This is a genomic window from Actinacidiphila oryziradicis (assembly GCF_005047355.1).
Classification (GTDB): Bacteria; Actinomycetota; Actinomycetes; order Streptomycetales; family Streptomycetaceae; genus Actinacidiphila; species Actinacidiphila oryziradicis.
This window is the reverse complement of record NZ_SUMC01000005.1, coordinates 200083-219674: the sequence shown is the minus strand read 5'-3', so window position 1 is coordinate 219674 and position 19592 is coordinate 200083. Positions and strand designations below refer to the sequence as shown.

Here is a 19592-nt window from a genome sequence, read left to right as displayed (position 1 = left end):
CAATTTTCGGCGGTAGCACGGATCCTGACGCCGTGTCCGATCCTGGGGAGAGCACATGAACGTGTCCAGCGGGTATTCGCAGGCGTGGGAGAGCTTCTGGCGCGACGCGCCGGACGGGGAGGGCAGCGTCTTCTGGGATGCCGAGCCGGAGGTCAGCGCGGCGCTGCACCTGCCCCTCTTCGAGCCCTACTTCCACGCCGCGCTGCCGCTTGCCGACATGGGCTGCGGCAACGGCCGGCAGACCCGCTACCTCGCCGGGCGCTACGACCGGGCGGTCGGCCTGGACCTGTCCGCGGCGGCTGTCGAGCACGCCCGGCGCCAGGACCCGCACGGCACCGCCGAGTACCAGCTGCTGGACGGCGCCGACCTCACCTCCGTGCGGCGGCTGCACGCGGAGCTCGGTGACGCCAACGTCTACCTGCGCGGGGTCCTGCACCAGTGCGAGCTCGAGGACCGGGCGGCGCTGGCCGAGGGCATCGCCGAGCTGGCCGGAGAGCGCGGCCGGGTCTTCGCGCTCGAACTCGCCGGCACCGCGAAGGGGGTCCTGCTGGGCCTGGCCCAGCGCCCGCAGGGCCCGCCGGCCAAGCTGGCGGCGGTCTTCGAACACGGCATCGCGCCGGGCGAGGTGCTTGACGAGGCGGTGCCGGGGTTCTTCCGGGCGGCCGGTCTTGAGGTGCTGGCCCACGGGGAACTGCCGCTGACGACCACGGAGCACCGGCCGGACGGGACACGGATCGAGGTGCCGGCCAACTGGCTGGTGGCGGGGCGCCCCGCCTGAGGCATCCGGCGCGCTCAGGAGCGCAGGGCCTCCTCGGCGGAGGTGAGGGCGGTGCTGAGGATGACGCGGCCGAGGAGACCGGTACCCATCGCTTCGGCGGCCCCGAGGAGGAGCGGGACGGCGACCGGCATCAGATTCCGCAAGAGTGGCCGGGCCCCGCCGGGCAGGGAAACACGCGGCAGGACGAAGGTGATGGCGAGGGACATCCGAGAGCTCCGCGGAGAAGAGGTGGCGTTGGCCAGGGCGTGGCACCGGTCATCGTACGGAAGCCGCACGACGGGTGAAACCCCCTTTTTCAGTAGAAGACCGCCGGGCGACCTGGTCGAGGTATGCCTGGTGCAATCCACGTGAACAGCGCACGAACAGCGACTTCTCGGCTCAGCTCCGCGCGGGGTCGGGGCCGGGACCGCGCAGAAACAGGCGGGGTGCGAGGGCGGCACCCGCGGTGGCGGTGGCGGCGCAGATGAGGACGATGCCCCCCGCGACGGGTCCCAGCGGGGTACAGCCGAAGAAGTGGCTGACCACCGGGGTCTCGATGATGGCGGCGAGCATGAGCGTGGAGACGGCGCTGGTGGCGAGTACGGCGGGGCTGTGCCAGTCGGTGATGAGGGTCTGCCCCAGCTGCGTGCCCACGAGCGCGGCGAGCCCCATGGTGCTCGCCCGGCGGGAGCGGCCGGTCATCCTGCCGAGCTGGAAGGCCGCCATGGCACCGAGGGCGGTGGCAGTGCCGCGGACGGCCAGGATGCGGGTCAGACCGGGTCCCAGCAGGGAGGTCACCGGCCCCTTGGTCAGCCGGTCGCCACCGGTGCCGGAAGGCTTGGCGGGGGCGAGGGCGACGGCGAGCGCCGGCAGCATGTCGGTGAGCATGTTGACGAGCAGCAGCTGGCGGGTGCTCAGCGGGGTGCGGCCGGTGAGAGCGGTTCCGAGCACGGTGAAGGCGACCTCGCCGGCGTTGCCGCCCACCAGGATCGCCACCGCGTCCCGCACGTTGTCCCACAGGGTGCGTCCCTCCAGCAGGGCGTCGATGAGGCGGGCCAGATCGGGGTCGGTGAGGACCAGGTCCGCGGCGGTCCGGGCCGAGGTCGAGCCCCGTGCGGACACCCCGATACCGACGTCGGCGACCCGGATGGCCGCGGCGTCGTTGGTGCCGTCCCCGGCCATGGCCACCACGTGGCCGGCCCGCTGCAGCGCCTGCACGATGCGGATCTTCTGTTCGGGGGAGACGCGGGCGAAGACGGTGGACTTGGCGGTCCGGGTCACGCGTTCACGTTCGGTGAGCGCGTCCAGTTCGGCGCCGGTGAGGACGCGGCCCTCGGGGATGCCGAGTTGGCGGGCGATGGCCGCTGCCGTCGTCGGGTGGTCGCCGGTGACCATCGTGACCCGTACCCCCGCTTCCGCCAGGCGCCGCACGGCCTCGGCGGCGCCCGGCCGTACGGTGTCGGCGATGGCGACGAACCCGGTCAGGGTGAGGTCGGTGACGAGGCCGGCCACTCCGGTGTCCTCGGGCACGTCCAGCGAATCGGGCTGGGACTCGGCGACCGCCAGCACTCGCAGTCCGTCGGAGGCCAGCCGGTGCAACAGGGCTCCCGCCGCGCGCCGCCGCGCGGGGGTGAAGGGAAGGACGCTCTGGCGGCTGGAGGTGGCGAGGGTTGTGGCGCACCGGCGGAGTACGGTCTCGGGCGCGCCCTTGACGGCCAGAAAAGGCTTGCCGGACACCATGCCGAGAGAGGCCGAATAGCCGCGGCTGGTCTCGAAAGCCAGCTCGTCGACCAGGTGCCAGTCGCTGTCGTCGATGCCGTGGGCGGCGGCGGCGTCCACGATCGCCCGGTCGGTGGCGTGGGCGAGTGCCCTGCCGCCGGTTTCCTGCTGCGGACAGGCCCTGGCGGCGGTGCGCAGCACCCGCCGGCCCAGCGCGCTGTCCAGCGGGGTCTCCCGGTCGAAACCCGCCGTGCGGGCGACGGACAGCCGTCCCTCGGTGAGCGTGCCGGTCTTGTCGAAGCAGACGACGTCCACCCGGCCCAGTGCCTCCAGCACGCGCGCGGAGCGCACCAGGACACCCTGGCGCGACAGGCGCCGGGCGGCGGCGGACTGGGCGACGGTGGCGACCAGCGGAAGGCCCTCGGGTACGGCGGCCACCGCGATGGCCACCCCCGAGGCCAGCGCTTCGCGCAGAGCGGCCCGGCGCAGCAGCGCCAGCAGTGTGACGGCTGTCCCGCCGAGCGCGGTGGCGGGCAGCGCGATCCGGGTCAGCTGGGCGAGGTGACCTTCGATGCCGGCCGGCGTCCCGGCGCTGCTCGCCACGTCGGCCGCGAGGCCGGCCTGGGTCTGCGCCCCGGTGGCGACGACCACGGCGAAGCCGCTGCCGGCCAGCACGGTGCATCCCTCGTAGACCATGCTGGTCCGGTCCGCCAGATCCGCTCCGGGGGTGGGCCGGGTCTGTTTGGCGACGGGTACGGATTCGCCGGTGAGACTGGCCTCGTCGATCTCCAGATCGATGGCGGTCACCAGGCGGGCGTCGGCGGGAACGACGTCGGACGGCCCGAGCGCGATCATGTCCCCGGGGAGGAGTTCCTCGGCGGTGATGGTCTCCACGGCAGCGATTTCGAGCCCCGCGAAGAACCACTCACCGGACTTACCGGGCTCACCGCTCCCGGCCGCCTCCGCTTCGGGCTGCGGCGTCCAGTGGACCCGGCGGGCTGTCACCCGCTCGCTGAGCAGCAGACCGCGCAGCGCCCGCTCGGCGCGCAGCCGCTGGCCGGCGCTGATCAGGGCGTTGCCGACCATCACCCCGGCGACGAGGATGGCGTCGACGTTGGAACCCACGACCGCGGAGGCGGCGGCGCCCAGGGCCAGTACCGGTGTGAGCGGGTCACGGAGTTCTTCGCGTACGGCGGCCAGCAGCGACCCGGCGCGGCGGGCGGGAAGGACGGCGACGGCTGCCACCGGTGATCGCAGAGCTGCCCCGGCGGCCCTGTGCAGCCTGCTCCCGCCGGGTGGCGCGGGTTGCTCCCGGCGCGGCCGGTCCTGGTCGCGCTGGGGGGTGGCGATGAGCGCGACGTAGGCCTCCTTCGCTCCGAGGGAATGCCACACCCCGTGCGGGCGGGGCGGCGGGAGCGGTTCCCTCGCCACCCGGCGGGCGGCGGCGGCGCCGACCAGGAGCGCCGCGGTGGCGGCGCCGTACACCGGTGAGGTGGTCCGGCCGCCGAGCGGGCGGCGGGGGGAGCCGACACCGGCCAGCAGCGCTCCCAGCACCGCCCCGCCGGAGGCCAGCCGCGCGGAGTGAGCGCTGGTCCGGCGTGCTTCGCCCAGAGCGCGCAGTACCCGCCAGGCCTCCGCCAGGCCCGGGCCGCAGAGCAGGTCGGCCGACCAGCTCACGTTCCGCACACCGCCCCCGGCCTGCTGCAGCAGGGCGATCCCGACGTCCGCGGCGGCCAGGGCGTCCTCGTCACCGGACGCGATCAGCAGCACCCCGTGCCCGTCGGCCTGCAGGCGCCGCACCTCCTGTGCCGCCACGGCCGTCTGCGGAAGCACCTCGTCGGCCCAGGGGAGCAGCGTGGCGGTGCTGGCGTGCTCGGTCAGCACGAGCAGATCGGCGCCGGCCCGGGCGGCCCCGACCAGCGCGTCGGCCAGCGGATCGAGCTCGCATCCCACATGTACCCGGCCCTGTCGGCGGCCGTCGGCGTCGAACAGGTCCAGCACCAGGGCCGACGCCCCGTCAGGGCGCCCCGGCTTCGCGTCCCGGGCGCGCTCCAGCCGCCATTCCCCGTAGCTCCAGGGCCCCTCGCCGGCCAGGTCCGACAGCGGGCGTCCGGCCAGCAGGGAATGCACGAGGCCCCACAGCTCCGGCTCGTCCAGGTCACCGGTCGTCACCGCGGACAGCAGCCGCAGACGCGAGGTGCACAGTGCCACCGAGTCGATGACGACCGCCGACACCCTGTCCAGCCGACGGTAGGCCGTCCCGTTCATGGGCACGACGCCCCGGCGGGCGAGATCGCGTGCCACCAGGGCGGCGAACGTTTCACGACCGACCCTGGCCGCCTTCGGCGCGGTGGCGAGGACCACCTCGGCCGCCCGGGACGGCTCGCGTGTCATCGCCAGCAGCCCGGCTGCCGCCACCGCTCCGGCCAGCGCGGTGCGCTCACTGCCGCGCTCCACCGGCCCGGGCGGAAGCGGCTCCGGGCGCGGCTCGGGCTCGTGGGTCCGCTGGGGCAACCCCCCGCCGGGCGGCACGAGTTCCGCTTCCCGGCGGTTCCAGACCTCCTGCCGACTGCGGATCTCGGCCAGCTGGAGGACCCGCTGCGCCGCGTCCACCCCGAGTGGTGCCACGCCCGCGGTCATGGCGTGCAGTACGGCATTGGCCATTGCCAGTACCGTGTCGGTGTGTGTCTCGCCGAGCCAGGACTCCACCGCCCGGCGCAGCCGCGGCTGTGTGTCCACGAGCACGAGCGGGACGCGGATGTAGCGCGGGAACCGGGGCAGCGGCGTGAGCCGGCCGGTGGCAGCGACCACCATGCCCAGACAGTCCGCGACGAGTGATGCCCCGGCCAGCATGGCCGGGGCGGTCTCGAACGGGTGATGCGGACGGCTGCCCAGGAACGCGTCGGTGTCCGTGCCGCGAGCTTCCTCGACGGCCTCCACCACTTCCAGGAGCGTGTCCACGCCGATGTCATCCTCGTCGAAGGCGATCAGCACCTGCCCGGTCACCGCGTTGACCGCGGCCCAGTCGACGCCCCTCAGTTGCCGCAGTTCGGCGGTGAGCGTGTAGCACAGCTTGCGGTACGCGTCCCCGCCCCCGGTCAGCCCGCGCACCTCGATGTGCGCCTTGCCGTTCCGCGCCCACATCCGCCGGCGCGTCCGGTGCTCACCGGTGTCCGCCACGGTCGCGACCGCCTCGGCGAGCAGGGCGGGCAGCCGGCCCACCAGCCCGGCCGAGCGGCGGCCGGTGCGCGCCACGCTCCGGGTGCCGCCAATGACCTCGCGTACAGCCGTGTCCAAACCGGGTACGGACCGGGTGAGTTCGGGCAGCTCGGGGATCCTCACCTGCATCGCTGCTCTCCTGGCGTGGGCGTCTCGGGCTGCGGGCTCCGGGCGTCTGCGGCGTTGGTGGCCCGGCGCCCGGAAGTGTGGGGCTATAAGATTACCCATATCTGGCCAAAAAGCGAAAAATTAGGCCATATGTCAGAGAGGCGGCAATTATGACCGATCCCGCTACTTCCACCGCCAGCCGGCGGCGCACCCGTTCGGAGACTCAGAAGAAGTCGTCGCCCGCTGCCTCGAAGGCCGGGACGGCCGAGACGGCGCACGCCTCCGTGGAGGAAGGGCACACCGTCACCGTCACCGTCCCCCTCGACCGGATGGTCGGCACAGCCGCATCCGTAGTGATGGCGCCGGTCATCGTCGCCCGCAAGGTCCTGCCTGCCAAGGGCGGCCTTCCCCTCTATCTCGGCCTCGGCGCCCTGGGGGCAGCAGGCGTCCTTGAGTGGCCGGTGGCGCTGGGCGTCGGCATCGGGTACGCCCTACTGCGACGCGGTGGTGCTCAGCACACCGGAGGAAACGGTGGGCGTACCGGCTCCCACTGATCCGGGGCGGCCGGAGTTCGCCGCCACGGGCGGTGGCCGCGGACCGCCGCCGGGGCAGTTGACGGTCGCAGCCGCACGGCTACAGCTTGACCTCCTCGGCGGCGCACACCTCCGCGTGCATGTTCCGCTCCATCATGCGCAGCGCGGCGTCCGCGAGGTCCGCATGGATATGGGCGACGGCGTCCTGTGCCACGGTGACCCGCAGATGGCGTATATGGGCGTCGAGCGCTGAGTAAAGCACGCATTGTTCGGTGACCTGGCCGCACAGGATGGCGTGGCCGACGCCCAGCTGGCGCAACAGGTATTCGAGCGGGGTCTGGTAGAAGATCGAGTGCCGCACCTTCAGAACGAACAGCGACGTGTCGTCGGGCCGGACCGGCTCCACGAGGTCGCCATGCCGGCCCTGCAAGGCGGCATTGAGGATCTCCTCGTGGTGGGAGCGCCATCTGCCGAAGTTGTCGTTGACGTAGATGACGTCGACTCCCGCGTCGCGGGCACGGTCGATCAGGCTGCGGACCGTCGGGAGCACCTCCCGTACTGACGGCAACAGCAGGTCGGCGTCCTCGTGCTCATACGTATTGATCATGTCGATGACGATCAGCGCGGTGTTGTGCATGGGCACACTCCGGCAGGCGGGGCCCGGGACTACCCCGGGCCGGCGGATTACGGTCGGAACCGGATCTGCGCGCTCCTGGTTCCGGGCACTCCTGGCTTTGCTGGGCACCTTCGCGTCTGGTCCTACGGGAGACGCGATCACGGGCATGGCGCCCGGGATTCGCGCAGGCACACGGGGTACCGGGCGTCCCCCCGCAGCCCCCGCGTGGCCGGAGTCCCTCACCAGATGCTCCCGCCCGTCACGGCTGTCCGCCAGCCGACGGCGCGGCAGGGGTAAGCAGGAAGGGCCCGGGTAACCGGTGCGAGACAGGAAGATCGGCGTGCGCGTCAGTCATCGGGGCTGGCCCGTGAACCGCCGGCTCACCGGCGCCGGCCCGTTGGGCCGGCCGCGCGGTTCGAGGGCCGTGGTCCGGCCGAGGAGGCCTCGGGGAGGTCAGGAGGTGGCAGAGGATGACAACGGAAGCGTGGACGGGCGGCGGCTGGCCGGGTGCCGACGCCGAGGAGCACCGGAGGGCCGTGGCGGCGGAGTTCGCCCGCTCGGTGCAGGGCGGCGAGCTCGATCTGCCGCTTCCAGGGTCCGGGGACACGCGCCGGCGCTGGTCGGCGCTGACGGCGATCGCCGAGCGCGACCTCGCCCTGGCCCGGCTCGCCGAGGGCCACACCGACGCGCTGGCGATCCTGGCCGAACTGCGCGGCCTGGGCGTTGCCGACCTGCCCGAGGCGCCCCCGGGTGCCCGCTGGGGCGTGTGGGCCGCCGAGCCGCCGGACGCCGTACTCCGGGCCGAACGCGCCCCCGACGGGCTCTGGCGGCTGTCCGGCCCCAAGTCGTACTGCTCCGGGGCGCGAGTCTGCACCCACGCTCTGGTGTCCGCCCGCGAGGGAGAGGCCCGCCGGCTCTTCGCCGTCACCGTGGACGGCGCACACATCACTCCGGTGCCGGGAAGCTGGCCGGCCGCGGGGATGGCGGCCAGCGACACCCTCGACCTGCGCTTCGACCGCGCCCCGGCGGTGCCGGTCGGGCCGCCGGGCGCCTACCTCGACCGGCCCGGCTTCCACCACGGCGGCATCGGTGTCGCCGCCTGCTGGTACGGCGGGGCCCGTTCGGTTGCCGCCACTCTGCTGGACGCGGCGGCGCGACGGGACCCCGACCCGCACTCGCTGGCCCACCTCGGCGCCATCGACGCCGGGCTGGAGGCGGTCGACGCGCTGCTCGACCGGGCGGCGGCCGAGACCGACGCGGACCCCGACGACCGCAAGCGGGGCGCCGGGCTGCGTGCCATGCGGGTGCGGGCCTTCACCGAGGCCACGGCGGACAACGTGCTGCGGCGGGTCGGACGGGCGCTGGGCGCCGCACCACTCGGCCACGACGCCGTGCACGCCCGTAACGCTGCCGACCTGACGGTCTATCTGCGTCAGCACCACGGCGAGCGCGACCTCGCCTCGCTCGGAGCGGCCGTCGCGGACACGCGGCGATCCGCCGGGGAGGCCCGGTGACGAGCGCAGTGGGGGCGCCCCGTCCGTCCGACAGCCCCAAGGACCCCATCCAGGCGCCCGGCACCCCGGAGGAACTGTGGGCCGCCTGGCCGGAGCCCACGGCCTTCCCCGAACTCGGCCTGTCCGGGCTGCGACGTGTCCTGCTGGTCGCCGCACACCCCGACGACGAGGCGCTCGGCCTCGGCGGCGCCATCGCCCGCCTCGCCGCTGCCGGCGCGCACCTCCGGCTGGCGGCGGTCACCGACGGCGAGGCGTCCCACCCGGGCAGCACCGCCCCCCTCGCCCAGGACCTCGCACGCGTCCGCAGGGCGGAGGCCAGGTGCGCGCTCGCAGCGCTGGGCGCGGTGGACACCGACGTCGTCACCCTCGGCATCCCGGACACCGCGGTCGCCCGGCACGAGCACCGCCTCGCCCGGCGACTCGCCGAGCTGATGGCGGGCTTCGACGTGTGCTTCGCGCCCTGGAGCGGCGACGCGCACGCCGACCACGAGGCCGCCGGCCGTGCCTCCTCGGCCGCCGGAGCCGCCACCGGAGTGCCGGTCCTGCACTACCCGGTGTGGACCTGGCACTGGGCCCGCCCCGGCGACCCCCGCGTGCCCTGGCGGCGCGCCGCGCGGATCCCGCTGGACCCCGGGGCCGCCGCCCGCAAACGGGCTGCCCTGCACTGCTTCGCCAGCCAGCTGCTCCCGCTCGGCGACGCCCCGGCCGACGCAGCGGTGCTGCCTCCTGGAGAAGTGGCCCATTTTCTGCGCGACTACGAGGTGGTGCTGCGGTGAACACCCCCGCCGAGTACTTCGCCGAGATGTACCGGGACGCCGACGACCCCTGGAGCCTGGGCAGCCGTTGGTACGAGCAGCGCAAGTACGCGATCACCGCGGCCTCGCTGCCCCGCCGCACCTACCGCCGCGCCTTCGAACCGGCCTGCTCGGTCGGCGTCCTCAGCGCCCTCCTCGCGGACCGCTGCGAACGCCTGCTGAGCTGCGACCGCTCCGGCCGGGCCGTCACAGCGGCCCGCCGCCGGCTGGCGGGCCGGCCGCACGTACGCGTGGAGCGGAGAGTACTGCCCGGCGAGTGGCCCGCGGAGCGGTTCGACCTGATCGTCCTCTCCGAGATGCTCTACTACTTCGGGCCCGCCGACGCCCGGGCGCTGCTCGCCCGCGCGGTCGAGTCACTGGAGCCCGGCGGGACCCTGCTGGCCGTCCACTGGCGCCACCCGGTGGCCGAGCACGCTCAGAGCGGCGACGCCGTGCACGAGGCCCTGCGCGCGGCACCGGGGCTGCTCCGGATCGCCGGCCACGAGGAGCCGGACTTCCTGCTCGACGTCCTGGTGCGCCCCGTCCGGCAGGACGACGACGCGCGGTCCTTCTCGGTCGCGGCCGCCGAGGGACTGGCGTGATCCGCGCGGTGGCGGTCGTCGTACCGGCGCATGACGAGCAGGAGCTTCTCGACGGCTGCCTGAGGTCCGTGCGCCGGGCGGCGGCCCACCCGGCGCTGCGGGCCGCAACGGTCCGGACGTTCGTGATCGCCGACTCATGCCGGGACGCCACTGCCGAGATCGGGCGCCGGCACGGCGCGGAGGTGGTGGAGGCGGCGCTCGGCAGCGCCGGCGCGGCCAGGGCCCTCGGGTCGGCCCGGGCCCTGGCGCGGCTTCTCCGGCCGGCTTCGGAACTGCGGCCGCAGGAGATCTGGCTGGCCCACACCGACGCCGACACCCGGGTGCCCGCCTGCTGGCTCGCCGGGCAACTGGACCGCGCCGCCCAGGGAATCCACGCGGTGGTCGGCACCGTCGAGGTCGACGACTGGTCGGAGCACCTGCCCGGTACGGCGGCGCGCTTCCGCCGGTACTACGCCGCGCTCCGCGATCCGTCCGGCGGGGTGCCGGGGCCGCACCCCCATGTGCACGGGGCCAACCTCGCCCTCCGGGCGGACGCGTACGCCGCCGTCGGCGGATTCCCGCCGGTGACGACGGGCGAGGACCGCGCTCTGGTGGCAGCCCTGGAGTCGGCCGGCTGTCGCGTCCACCGCACCGACAGCCACCCCGTCCGAACCTCGGCCCGCCGCGCGTCCCGCGCGCCGGGCGGCTTCGGCGACTTCCTGCGGGCACTGGAAGCCCGGGAGCGGTGGCGGCGGCCGGCGGCCGCGTCGTATCCGCCGCCCGTCCCGCCCCTCGGGGGGCGGTGAGGCCCGGCCGCTTCCCGGCCCTGCCGCCGGCAGTCCCCGCGCAACGCGCTGCACCGGCCCCATGACGGCCCAGAAGAATGCCTGGGCCACCGCGGTCGCGACCCGGGCCGTGAGCAGCACCGGATAGGAGGAGCCGAGACCGACAGCCAGCTTCCCAGGACGAGCACGGCCAGCAGGCCGGGGGGCACATGCCGACGGGTGATCCGGCGGGTGGTGTGGGCGATGGGTAAGGAGGCCACGGCCACGGTCACGCCGTAGCCGGTGACGAGAGAGCCGACGGAGGACAGGGATATGTGTGCCGCCACCATCGCTCTCCCTCCGTCCCGGAGGGTCAGCCTGCCGCCCGCGGCCCTTCGGCGTCCAGCACGCACCCGACGTCGCGCCCCGTGCGGACGCGCCGCCCGCACGGGGCGGACGGCGCGGGGCGCCACACTGACACTGCCGGTGCGGAGGTAACTAGAACTGCACGTCCGCGCAGGAGTAGAAGGCGTTGCTGGTGTCGGCGATGGTCCACACGGCGACGATGAGTTGCTTGCCGGTCTTGCCGCTGGGGATGGTGCCCTGGTGGACGGCGGTGGTGCCCGGCCGTGTGCCGTTGTAGGGGACGATCAGGAAGGGCGTCGTGTTCAGGTTCGCGCGGGTGAGCGGCTTGGTCGGGTCGTAGCTGGAGTTGGTGAGGTAGTAGCGGAAGTCCGTGGTGGCGTGGGACGCGGTGAACGTCCAGGTGAAGCTGTAGCTCTGGCCGCCGGTGACCTTGGTGGCCGGCCACTGGCCGCTGCGCGGGTCGTCGAGCTGGGCGAACCGGCTGTTGCCGCCGGCGCAGATCGTGCCGTCGGCGGGTCCCGCCGCGGGGAAGCCCTTGGGGCCCTCGACGCTCTGTGGTTCGTACTGGATGTCGCCGCAGTTGGTGACGGTGCCCTTGGCACAGAGGGCCTGGCGGCTCATGGGGAGAGTGGTGTAGCCGTGGCTCTGGGCGCTGCCGGTGGCGATGACGGAGAGGAGGGCGACTCCCAGGCCGATCACGGCCGAGCCGATCTTCTTGCGCATGCTGGCTCCTGGAGAACGTGGGGGAGTTCCGGGTGCGTGCGGGGGACGCGAGCTCAGCGCATTCAGGTCTAGACCAAGTATCAGATTAGTCCCGCCAATTAGGCATGTCCATACCAATTGGTACGCGGACCGACCGAACATCAACCGGTGGATCCGGGCTGAGGGGTCGCGCGGGCGACCTTGTCACCGCCGCGACCTCAGTCGCTGCGACGACACTCGACGCTGCGCTGTGGACGGAGTGGACTGTGTAGCTAGCCTGCTGCGATGCGAAGCCTGATCGTGCGAGATTCAGGGCGAAGCGCAAACTCAGGCCACACATCCGGTCCACAGGCCCGTGAGCCGAGCCCGTGCTGGGCCGCATCGACGATCAGGTGACTCGTCGTCGAATCCGGAAGCTCAAATGGGTGGCCGGCTTGTGCGATCTGCTGTGGGGTGTGGCGGCTGAGCGTGAAGCCGGGGCGACGTCCCTGCGTGTCTGGGAATGTCACGATGCGCAGCACCTTGGTGCTGGCACTCGTCAGCGCCAGCTGTCGCAGCTGGGAGCGGTGCCCAGTCTCCTGGGGTCGCGCGTAGTCAACGGAGAGGTCGCGGATGGTGGAGGAGAAACGGCCGGTGCGTGCCGCGCGGAGGCTGTCAGGGTAGGACTCGAGCGGGCCAAGGCCGAACCACTCGGCGCCATCGACGGGAGCCGCGCCGTCGGGCAGATCGAAACGAATCCCGATCCGCGGCCACACCGTCAGCCAACCGCTCGAGGGCTCGATCTCCACGCGCAGCTCGAGTTCGTCGCCCTCAAGCGACCAGACAGACTCCACCATCACCGACAAGGCGGAGTTCGCCGCGGAGACTTTGGCGATCGTTCGCAGGGCTTCCGCGGTGCGCTCCACGGACACTCGCCGCGTGGTCAGCCGGTCGAGACCGTCGCGACGCCACAGTTCGGCATTAGCAACCCCGGCGACGCTGGCGTCGCTCTCCTCGACTTCTTCGGACGCGCCCTCATCGTTGTCGGTTGGGGCACGAAACAGTTCCAACCGCGGGCCCGCCACAGCGCGGCCGGCGAGGCGCACGAGGGACCCGTCAATGAACTCGGCGATTCCAAGTGTCAGCGTTCCGTCGCTCTGCCGCCAATTGGTTCCGGGTCGGACACCAGGCGCGGGACGACGCGTCGAACGGTCCAGCTGGGCGGTCGCGATCACATGCCCGTCGGGCGCCCAAGCAGTCCCAGCCGCCAGTACCGCATCAATGGTGAGCCACGTTTCCGAGTCTTGCGACACCGGGATCGGTGGAAGCGGCACACGCGCCGACTCGCCTGCCGCGACGACGGGGACCTCCATATCCCCAGAGTCCACGAGCGTCCCGTCGTGCTCGACGCGCCAGCGGAAGCGCAGGTCGGACGTGTCAGCCGAGTGCCGCAGGTTTGTCATCGCGACTTCGTCACCGTCGAAGGTGAAGCGGACCGGCTGCACGACTGCCTTGTACTCGTGGAGGCTGGGAGTCGGGACGTCGTCGCTCAACAGCATTCCGTCCATCACGAAGTTGCCGTCGTGTATGACCTCTCCGAAGTCGCCACCGTACGCGTAGTAGGGCGCACCATCCGGGGTCGTCGTCAGGATGCCGTGATCGCGCCATTCCCAGACGAAGCCGCCGTGCAGCCGCGGATGCTCGTGCACAAGCGCCTCGTACTGGTCGAGCGCTCCCGGCCCGTTGCCCATCGCGTGGGCGTACTCGCAGAGCAGGAACGGCTTGGTGCGCTGCCGAGCGCCCTGCGCGGGAGTGCAGTTCAGCAGCGTCGAGCGTGAGCCGTCGGTTCCGATCTGCTCGGTCTCGAGCACCGACGAGTACATACGCGAGTAGATGTCGGTGTATTCGCCGGAGTGGTCACCTTCGTAGTGCACAGGTCGTCCGGCGTCGCGGGCGTGGACCCACGCTGACATCGCAGCGAGGTTGCTGCCGGTTCCTGCTTCGTTGCCGAGCGACCAGATCACGATACTGGGATGGTTCTTGTCTCGTTCGACGGTGCGCTGGATGCGGTCGAGGTACGCTGCACGCCACGCCGGGTCATCGCTTGGATTGCCGACCCAATCGAGTTTGTCGAAGCCGTGCGTCTCGAGATCGCATTCGAGGATGACCCAGAATCCGAGTTCGTCGGCAAGGTCGAGCAGTCGTGGATGCGGTGGGTAGTGGCTGGTGCGGATCGCGTTCACGTTGAACCGCTTCATGCGGGCGAGGTCTTCGCGGGCGTGCTCCTCGTCGAAGACGCGGCCGCGCTCGGGGTGGGTCTCGTGGCGATTCATCCCGTGGAACACGACGCGCCGGCCGTTGACCAGGAACTGGTCGCCGCGGATCTCGACCGTGCGGAAACCTACCCGCATGGCGATGCTCTCTGCGGCCGTTGACACGGTGACGTTGTACAGCCGGGGCTGCTCGGCCGACCAGGGCTCCACGCCATCGACGTCGAGCGGAGCCACGTCGGCCGCTGTCGCCCAGACCTGCTCGATGCCGAGTTCAGGGAGGCGAAGGGTGACCGGGAATGCTGCCGCATCGGCGGTGACCTCCGTCTCGACCTGTCCGTGCCCATTCTCGAACCCGGTTCGCAGCCAGACGTCCTCAATGCCTCCGGCCGGCCGTGCGATCACGGTGACATCGCGGAAGATGCCTGGCAGCCACCACTGGTCCTGGTCTTCGACATAGCTGGCCGCCGACCACTGGTGCACTCGCACGGCAACGACGTTGTCGCCCGGGCGTACAGACGATGTCACGTCAAATTCGTGGGCGAGCCGGCTGCCGCTGGCGCTGCCGATCTCGTCGCCGTTCACCCAGAGCTTGAAGAGCGACTCGACACCGTCGAACCGCAGCACGACGCGCTCGGCTTCCGACCAGTCGGCGGGCACGTCGAAATGGCGGCGATAGTCGCCGGTGGGGTTCTCATCCGGGACATAGGGCGGGTCGATCGGGAACGGGAACTGCACGTTCGTGTAGATCGGCCGGCCGTAGGCTCCGTCACCCTGGAGCACCCAGTGGGAGGGCACCGGGATGCCGTCCCAGCCGCTGTCGTCGAAGCCTTCGGCCGCGAAATCCTCTGCCACCGGCACCGCCCGCGACAGACGGAAACGCCAAAGCCCGTTCAGCGTACGAGAGGGGGCGTCGGAGTGCAGCCACGAGCGCGCCGTGCGCAGCGCGCCACGCCCCGGTATGGTGTCCGAAACATACGCGGAAAGTTGGGAGGGCACGAGGTCACCACTCTTTCTTGATAAGAGGCCGGCTCCAGGGGCGCTGGCCGCGCTCGATGCGGTTGCGGTTGTCTACCGGACCACGACCGTTCGGATCTCCCACGGGCCGAGGGCGAGTTCGAGTCCGTCCGCGACCAGCGTCGCGGAGAGCGGCCGGCCGAGCAGGTCGACCGTGGTGGCTTCTGTGAACGCGCCAGTCACGCGGGCGGTCGATCCCGTGTCGCTCATCGCGGCCAACCGCACCTCGGTGCCGGCACCGCGATCGTCGTCGGCGACGCGGCGGATGCTCGAGACGAGGATGTCCGCACCGTCGACCCGCACGCCGGTCGCGTCGGGGGGCAGTTGACCTTCGGCGGGCGCGGTCCCGCGGGCGACCAGCACGTCGTTGCGGAAGTCTTCGGCGAGAGCTACCGCGTTCACACCCTGCCAGCCGGTCGCCGAGGGCACGACGGCGAAACGGTTCTCGATGCGCACGCCGAGATCTTGCGCGCCCGGTGCGGGGATCTCGGTCGCCGCGGGCTCGTCACGGAGTGGATGGATGTTGACGCTGATCGAGCCGATCGCGCGCAGCAAAGTGATGGCGAGTTCGGAGCCGTCGCCGACGAGTTCGTACTCGGTGGCGTGGTCGAGCAGTACGTTGGCGGCGCCGGCCGACACGAACGAACTCGCGGGGAAGGTCGGGATCGGGTATTCGCCCCAGCCGCCCTCGGCGGTGAGCCCACGCTCGGTGACGGCGAACTGCCCGGCGGATGCGGACACGGCCGCCGGCTCGGGCAGCGGCACGTGGAAGCGCAGCCGGTGGTCGGCGGACTGGTTCAGGAACGCCGTGGAGACGCGCACGAACGGCTCAGCTGCGCGCACCTCCACGAGTGTCTCCACCGGGGTCGGCACGGTCTGGCTGCTGCGTAGGTCGCGCTCGGAGGAGAGCGCGGTGGGCCATTCATAGACGCGGGTGACACGCATCCTCGAACGCAGCGGGCCGTTCTCGAGGAGTTCGATGGCGACCTCCGTCGGCTCCGACACAAGCACATCCTGTGCCGGCGGAGCGTAGTTGTAACTGTCGCCGCGGTCACCGCCATCGACGAGGCGGCCGACTCCATGCAGCACGGTGCCGTCGGCCCCGGTCACGTCCAGGGTGCCGTCGGCGGCGACCGTGACCTCGACCAGTCCGTTGGAAAGCGTGCGGGCCGTCGCCGTCGCGGGTGCGAACACCGTCGACCGCGCGGCAGTCCGGTCACTCGGTTCGACCCGGAAACTCGCGAGCCCGGAGGCGGGGACGTTCACGGGCACAAGCGCGGTCGCGCGAGCTTCCTCCAGCGTCAGCACCGTCCACTCACCCGGATGCGCGGCGGCCGCGGCAGCGACCTCCCGGCGCAGGATCAGCAGGTCGAACGGTCCGCTGGCCGGCACCTCGGCGAGGTGGAAGACGAGCGACCCCGGGGTGAGTTCGTAAGTGTCGATCAGACGGCCGAAGAGCTCGCGGCGGTGGATGCGGCGCAGCACACGTTCGAGCTGCGAGGCGTCCATGCGCTCGTCGCTGAGCACGGTCGGGGCCTGCGAGATCAGCTGCACGGGATGCGCCGAGCCGTCGGCGGCGGTCGCGACCAGAACGGTTCCCTCGGACGGGGCCACGACATCCACCTCGACCAATGCCGTGCGCGGGAACGGCAGCGGGTTGGCGACCAGGTAGCCGTCGCTCGGCACCAGGGCGGCGGGCTCGGCGAGGGCCGCATCCCGAACCGCCCGTGCGGTGTGCGTGGCTTCGGCGAGACGCGCTTCGACCTGATCGGAGGTCTCGTCGGTGCCGGAGCCGACGACCGAGTCGTGCGCGGTCGATTCGATGATCTTGTGCCACGCGAGCGAGAGGAACGGCGAGTCGTCGCGCTGGGACCACAGAGCGTTCACCCGCTCGGCGTGGTCGATGGTGCGCTCGGCGACGGCCATCCGCTGCTTGAGCCCGAGCCGTACGGAGAGCACGCCCGGGAGGATGTTGCCGCGCACGTGGCTGCGCAGCTCACCGGTGACGACGGCGGAGACCTCGTCGCGCACGTGCTCGCGGATGTACTCGTCGAGCGTCGCGATGGTGATGGCGCGCTCGTCGCTGGATGCGCGCCGCAGCCAGGTCGCGAGTTGCGGGTCGGGCGCGTTGTGGTCGGTGCCGGCCATCGCAAGCACCGGGTCGTCACCCCACCGCTCGACCGTCATCTCCGCGTACTCGCCGAGCGCGCGTCCGATCTGGTCGGGCACCAGCAAGACGTCGAGGCCGTTGTCGTAGCCGTCGAAGAGGAACTCGGTGCGCACTTCGGAGCCGTCGGGAGCGCGCCAGCGGAAGGCGTGACCGTCGACAGAGCCGGGAACACCGCGCCACAGCGCCGCATGCTCGATTCCGGCGCGCGCCAGGATCTGTGGCATCTGTGCGACGTGGCCGAACATGTCCGGCAGGTAGCCGATGGGCATCGAGCCGCCGAGGTCCGCCGCGGCCGCCCATCCCATCTGCAGGTTGCGCACGATGGTCTCGCCGGAGCAGAGGAACTCGTCGAGCAGGATGAGCCACGGCCCGATGGCGAGCTGGCCGCCGGTGACCAGGGCCACGACTCGATCGCGGTTCTCCGGCCGCATCTCCAGGTAGTCCTCGATCGCGGCCATCTGCCCGTCGACGGTGAACCGGAAGTCCGGGTTCGCCTCGGCCGTCTCCAGCACGGTGTCGAGAGCGGCGACAAGCCGGTGCCGGAACACCTGGAAAGGCTCGTACCATTCCCGGTCCCAGTGGAAATGGGGCACGAAGACGGCGGAGTTCTGCATGGGGAGAGGAACCTTCTGCTGGCGGGAGGACGTGGGAGGCAGGAGAGCGGGGGTACGGAGTTACTTCAGGGAGCCGGAGGCGAGCCCGGTGCGCCAGAACCGCTGGAGGAGGATGAACACGATGATCACGGGCACGATCGAGACCAGCGAGCCGGTGATCACGGATTCCTGAAGGAGCGGGACACGGGCGGTCTGACCGTTCCACTCGAAGAGGCCGAGCGTGATCGGGAAGAGCGACTCCTTCTGCAGCATCACCATCGGCAGGAAGAAGTTGTTCCAGATGGCGACGAACTGGAACAGGAAGATGGTCACCAGCGACGGCGCCATCAGCTTGGACGCCACCGAGAAGAACGTGCGGAACTCGCCGGCGCCGTCCAGGCGCGCCGACTCGAGGATCTCCTCGGGGACGGCGGCGGCGGCGAAGATGCGGGCGAGGTAGACGCCGAACGGGCTGACGATGCTGGGCAGGAACACCGCGAGGTAGGTGTTGACGATCCCGGTCGCCGAGAACAGAAGGAACAGCGGGAGCGCGAGCGCGGTGGTGGGAACGAGGACGCCGCCGAGGATGACGGAGAACAGGAACTCGCGGCCCCGGAACTTGAACTTGGCGAGCGCGTAGCCGCACAGCGCGGAGATCAGGGTTCCGACGGCCGCGCCCAGCACCGCGTAAAGCACGCTGTTCAGAGCCCACTGCACGAAGATGCCGTTGCTCCGGCTGAAGAGGGTGCCCAGGTTCTTGAACAGGTCGAAGTGCGAGAACGCCAGCCCGTTGGTGGAGGCGAGGTCGCCCTGCGGTTTCGTCGCCGCGACGATCAGAAAGTAGATCGGCAGCAGGAAGTAGATCGCCAGGAGGAACATCAGAGCCATGACAGCCGTGCGGCTGACGCGGCTCTCGCGGATCAGGGTCTGGTTGCTCACAGTCCGGCCCTCTTCGCGGTCAGTCGCATGAACCCGAAGCTCAAGACGAAGGTGATGACGGCGATGACCACGGAGATCGCCGCTGCCTGCTGGTAGTTGTTTCCGGAGGCCACCGCATACGCGAGCATGTTCGGTGTGTACGTGCTCGAGATGTTCGAGGAGATCTGGCGCAGCACGGCCGGCTCGGCGTAGAGCTGCAGCGTGCCGATGATCGAGAACACCGTGGTGAGGATGATCGACGGGGCGATGATCGGGACTTTGATCTGCCACGCGATCGTCCAGTTGTTCGCACCGTCGAGCTTGGCGGCTTCGTAGAGCTCCTGCGGGATCGACTGCAGTGCCGAGAACATGATCAGCATGTTGTAGCCGGTCCAGAGCCAGGTGGAGACGTTCGCCGCCGACCACAGCACGGCGCCCGGGCCGAGGAAGTCGGGCTGGAGGCCGATGGCTTTCAGCAGGTCGACGAGGGGGCTGAGCTGCGGCGAGTAGAGGTACGACCACATGATCGCGGCGATGACACCGGGTACGGCGTACGGCATGAACGCCGTGATGCGGAAGAACGACTTGAGCTTCAGCAGGGGAGTGTCGAGCAGCAGCGCCATGATCAGCGCGACGAACAGCATGACCGGCACCTGCACGATGCCGAACAGTCCGATACGCCCGATGCTGTTCCAGAACTCGTTGTTCTGGAACACCTGCACATACTGTTCGAAACCGCCGAAGGTGGTGTACGACGTGCCGTACTGGCCGCCGGTGCGGCGCACGACGAGGAAGCTCTGCCAGATCGCGTATGCGATCGGCACCAGGTAGAACAGCACGAACGGGAGGAAGAACGGGGTCAGGAACGCGAGGATGGTGCCCGCCCGGGGGCCGCCGCCGTTGTGACGACGGCGGCCTCCGGTCGCCGCCACCACGGGGGTCGCGCGGGTTGCTATGTCAGTCATGCTGCGG

14 protein-coding genes are annotated in these 19592 nt (G+C 71.4%); 6 read left to right on the top strand and 8 right to left on the bottom strand.

Annotated features, from left to right (window positions below):
- Positions 1–55: 55 nt before the first annotated feature.
- Entirely contained in the window at positions 56–778 is a 723-nt protein-coding gene (locus tag FCI23_RS07965) for a class I SAM-dependent methyltransferase (protein ID WP_136722743.1), read from the top strand.
- Positions 779–792: 14 nt separating this feature from the next.
- On the opposite strand, the gene FCI23_RS07960 is transcribed toward FCI23_RS07965, so the two are convergent.
- The gene (locus FCI23_RS07960) at positions 793–984 is read right to left on the bottom strand and encodes a hypothetical protein (protein ID WP_136722742.1); all 192 of its coding nucleotides are present in this window, start codon (positions 982–984) and stop codon (positions 793–795) included.
- Positions 985–1156: 172 nt separating this feature from the next.
- Complete coding sequence (locus tag FCI23_RS07955) at positions 1157–5824, bottom strand: cation-translocating P-type ATPase (RefSeq protein ID WP_136722741.1); 4668 nt, start codon at positions 5822–5824, stop codon at positions 1157–1159.
- Positions 5825–5973: 149 nt separating this feature from the next.
- On the opposite strand from FCI23_RS07955, the gene FCI23_RS07950 reads away from it, so the two are divergent.
- Complete coding sequence (locus FCI23_RS07950) at positions 5974–6357, top strand: hypothetical protein (RefSeq protein ID WP_211265241.1); 384 nt, start codon at positions 5974–5976, stop codon at positions 6355–6357.
- 79 nt (positions 6358–6436) lie between these two features.
- Here the strand turns inward: FCI23_RS07950 and FCI23_RS07945 are convergent, their stop codons facing one another.
- On the bottom strand, positions 6437–6973 hold the full coding sequence (locus FCI23_RS07945; RefSeq protein WP_136722740.1) for a cysteine hydrolase family protein: 537 nt from the start codon (positions 6971–6973) through the stop codon (positions 6437–6439).
- Between the two features lie 449 nt (positions 6974–7422).
- Between FCI23_RS07945 and FCI23_RS07940 the strand changes: the two genes are divergently transcribed.
- From FCI23_RS07940 to FCI23_RS07925, 4 genes are read left to right on the top strand one after another with little or no spacing between them, the layout of a single operon-like run.
- Positions 7423–8466: an acyl-CoA dehydrogenase family protein gene (locus FCI23_RS07940; RefSeq protein WP_136722739.1), complete on the top strand. Its 1044-nt coding sequence runs from the start codon at positions 7423–7425 to the stop codon at positions 8464–8466.
- Positions 8463–9242, top strand: a complete 780-nt coding sequence (locus FCI23_RS07935; protein ID WP_246143482.1) for a PIG-L deacetylase family protein — start codon at positions 8463–8465, stop codon at positions 9240–9242. Before FCI23_RS07940 ends, FCI23_RS07935 begins: the two co-directional genes overlap by 4 nt.
- Positions 9239–9862: an SAM-dependent methyltransferase gene (locus FCI23_RS07930; protein ID WP_169316715.1), complete on the top strand. Its 624-nt coding sequence runs from the start codon at positions 9239–9241 to the stop codon at positions 9860–9862. The genes FCI23_RS07935 and FCI23_RS07930 overlap by 4 nt, the downstream gene beginning before the upstream one ends.
- A complete protein-coding gene (locus FCI23_RS07925) occupies positions 9859–10647 on the top strand; it encodes a glycosyltransferase (protein ID WP_136722738.1) in 789 nt (262 codons plus the stop codon). Before FCI23_RS07930 ends, FCI23_RS07925 begins: the two co-directional genes overlap by 4 nt.
- Positions 10648–11103: 456 nt before the next feature.
- Here FCI23_RS07925 and FCI23_RS07920 read toward each other — a convergent pair whose 3' ends face one another.
- The 5 genes from FCI23_RS07920 to FCI23_RS07900 form a co-directional block, all read right to left on the bottom strand.
- Positions 11104–11694 (bottom strand): lytic polysaccharide monooxygenase auxiliary activity family 9 protein, encoded by a 591-nt coding sequence (locus FCI23_RS07920; protein ID WP_136722737.1) that lies wholly within the window; start codon positions 11692–11694, stop codon positions 11104–11106.
- Between the two features lie 251 nt (positions 11695–11945).
- Entirely contained in the window at positions 11946–14921 is a 2976-nt protein-coding gene (locus tag FCI23_RS07915) for a glycoside hydrolase family 2 TIM barrel-domain containing protein (RefSeq protein ID WP_136722736.1), read from the bottom strand.
- A gap of 72 nt (positions 14922–14993) precedes the next feature.
- On the bottom strand, positions 14994–17723 hold the full coding sequence (locus FCI23_RS07910; RefSeq protein ID WP_136722735.1) for a glycoside hydrolase family 38 N-terminal domain-containing protein: 2730 nt from the start codon (positions 17721–17723) through the stop codon (positions 14994–14996).
- A gap of 60 nt (positions 17724–17783) precedes the next feature.
- The gene (locus tag FCI23_RS07905; protein WP_136722734.1) at positions 17784–18641 is read right to left on the bottom strand and encodes a carbohydrate ABC transporter permease; all 858 of its coding nucleotides are present in this window, start codon (positions 18639–18641) and stop codon (positions 17784–17786) included.
- Complete coding sequence (locus FCI23_RS07900; protein WP_136722733.1) at positions 18638–19585, bottom strand: carbohydrate ABC transporter permease; 948 nt, start codon at positions 19583–19585, stop codon at positions 18638–18640. The genes FCI23_RS07905 and FCI23_RS07900 overlap by 4 nt, the downstream gene beginning before the upstream one ends.
- Positions 19586–19592: the final 7 nt, after the last annotated feature.

Bases quoted from the DNA above. Each gene is read 5' to 3' on its own strand.
- FCI23_RS07920 (WP_136722737.1), bottom strand. From the start codon at position 11,694: ATGCGCAAGAAGATCGGCTCGGCCGTGATCGGCCTGGGAGTCGCCCTC.
- FCI23_RS07945 (WP_136722740.1), bottom strand. From the start codon at position 6,973: ATGCACAACACCGCGCTGATCGTCATCGACATGATCAATACGTATGAG.
- FCI23_RS07965 (WP_136722743.1), top strand. From the start codon at position 56: ATGAACGTGTCCAGCGGGTATTCGCAGGCGTGGGAGAGCTTCTGGCGC.
- FCI23_RS07950 (WP_211265241.1), top strand. From the start codon at position 5,974: ATGACCGATCCCGCTACTTCCACCGCCAGCCGGCGGCGCACCCGTTCG.
- FCI23_RS07900 (WP_136722733.1), bottom strand. From the start codon at position 19,585: ATGACTGACATAGCAACCCGCGCGACCCCCGTGGTGGCGGCGACCGGA.
- FCI23_RS07940 (WP_136722739.1), top strand. From the start codon at position 7,423: ATGACAACGGAAGCGTGGACGGGCGGCGGCTGGCCGGGTGCCGACGCC.
- FCI23_RS07960 (WP_136722742.1), bottom strand. From the start codon at position 984: ATGTCCCTCGCCATCACCTTCGTCCTGCCGCGTGTTTCCCTGCCCGGC.
- FCI23_RS07910 (WP_136722735.1), bottom strand. From the start codon at position 17,723: ATGCAGAACTCCGCCGTCTTCGTGCCCCATTTCCACTGGGACCGGGAA.
- FCI23_RS07955 (WP_136722741.1), bottom strand. From the start codon at position 5,824: ATGCAGGTGAGGATCCCCGAGCTGCCCGAACTCACCCGGTCCGTACCC.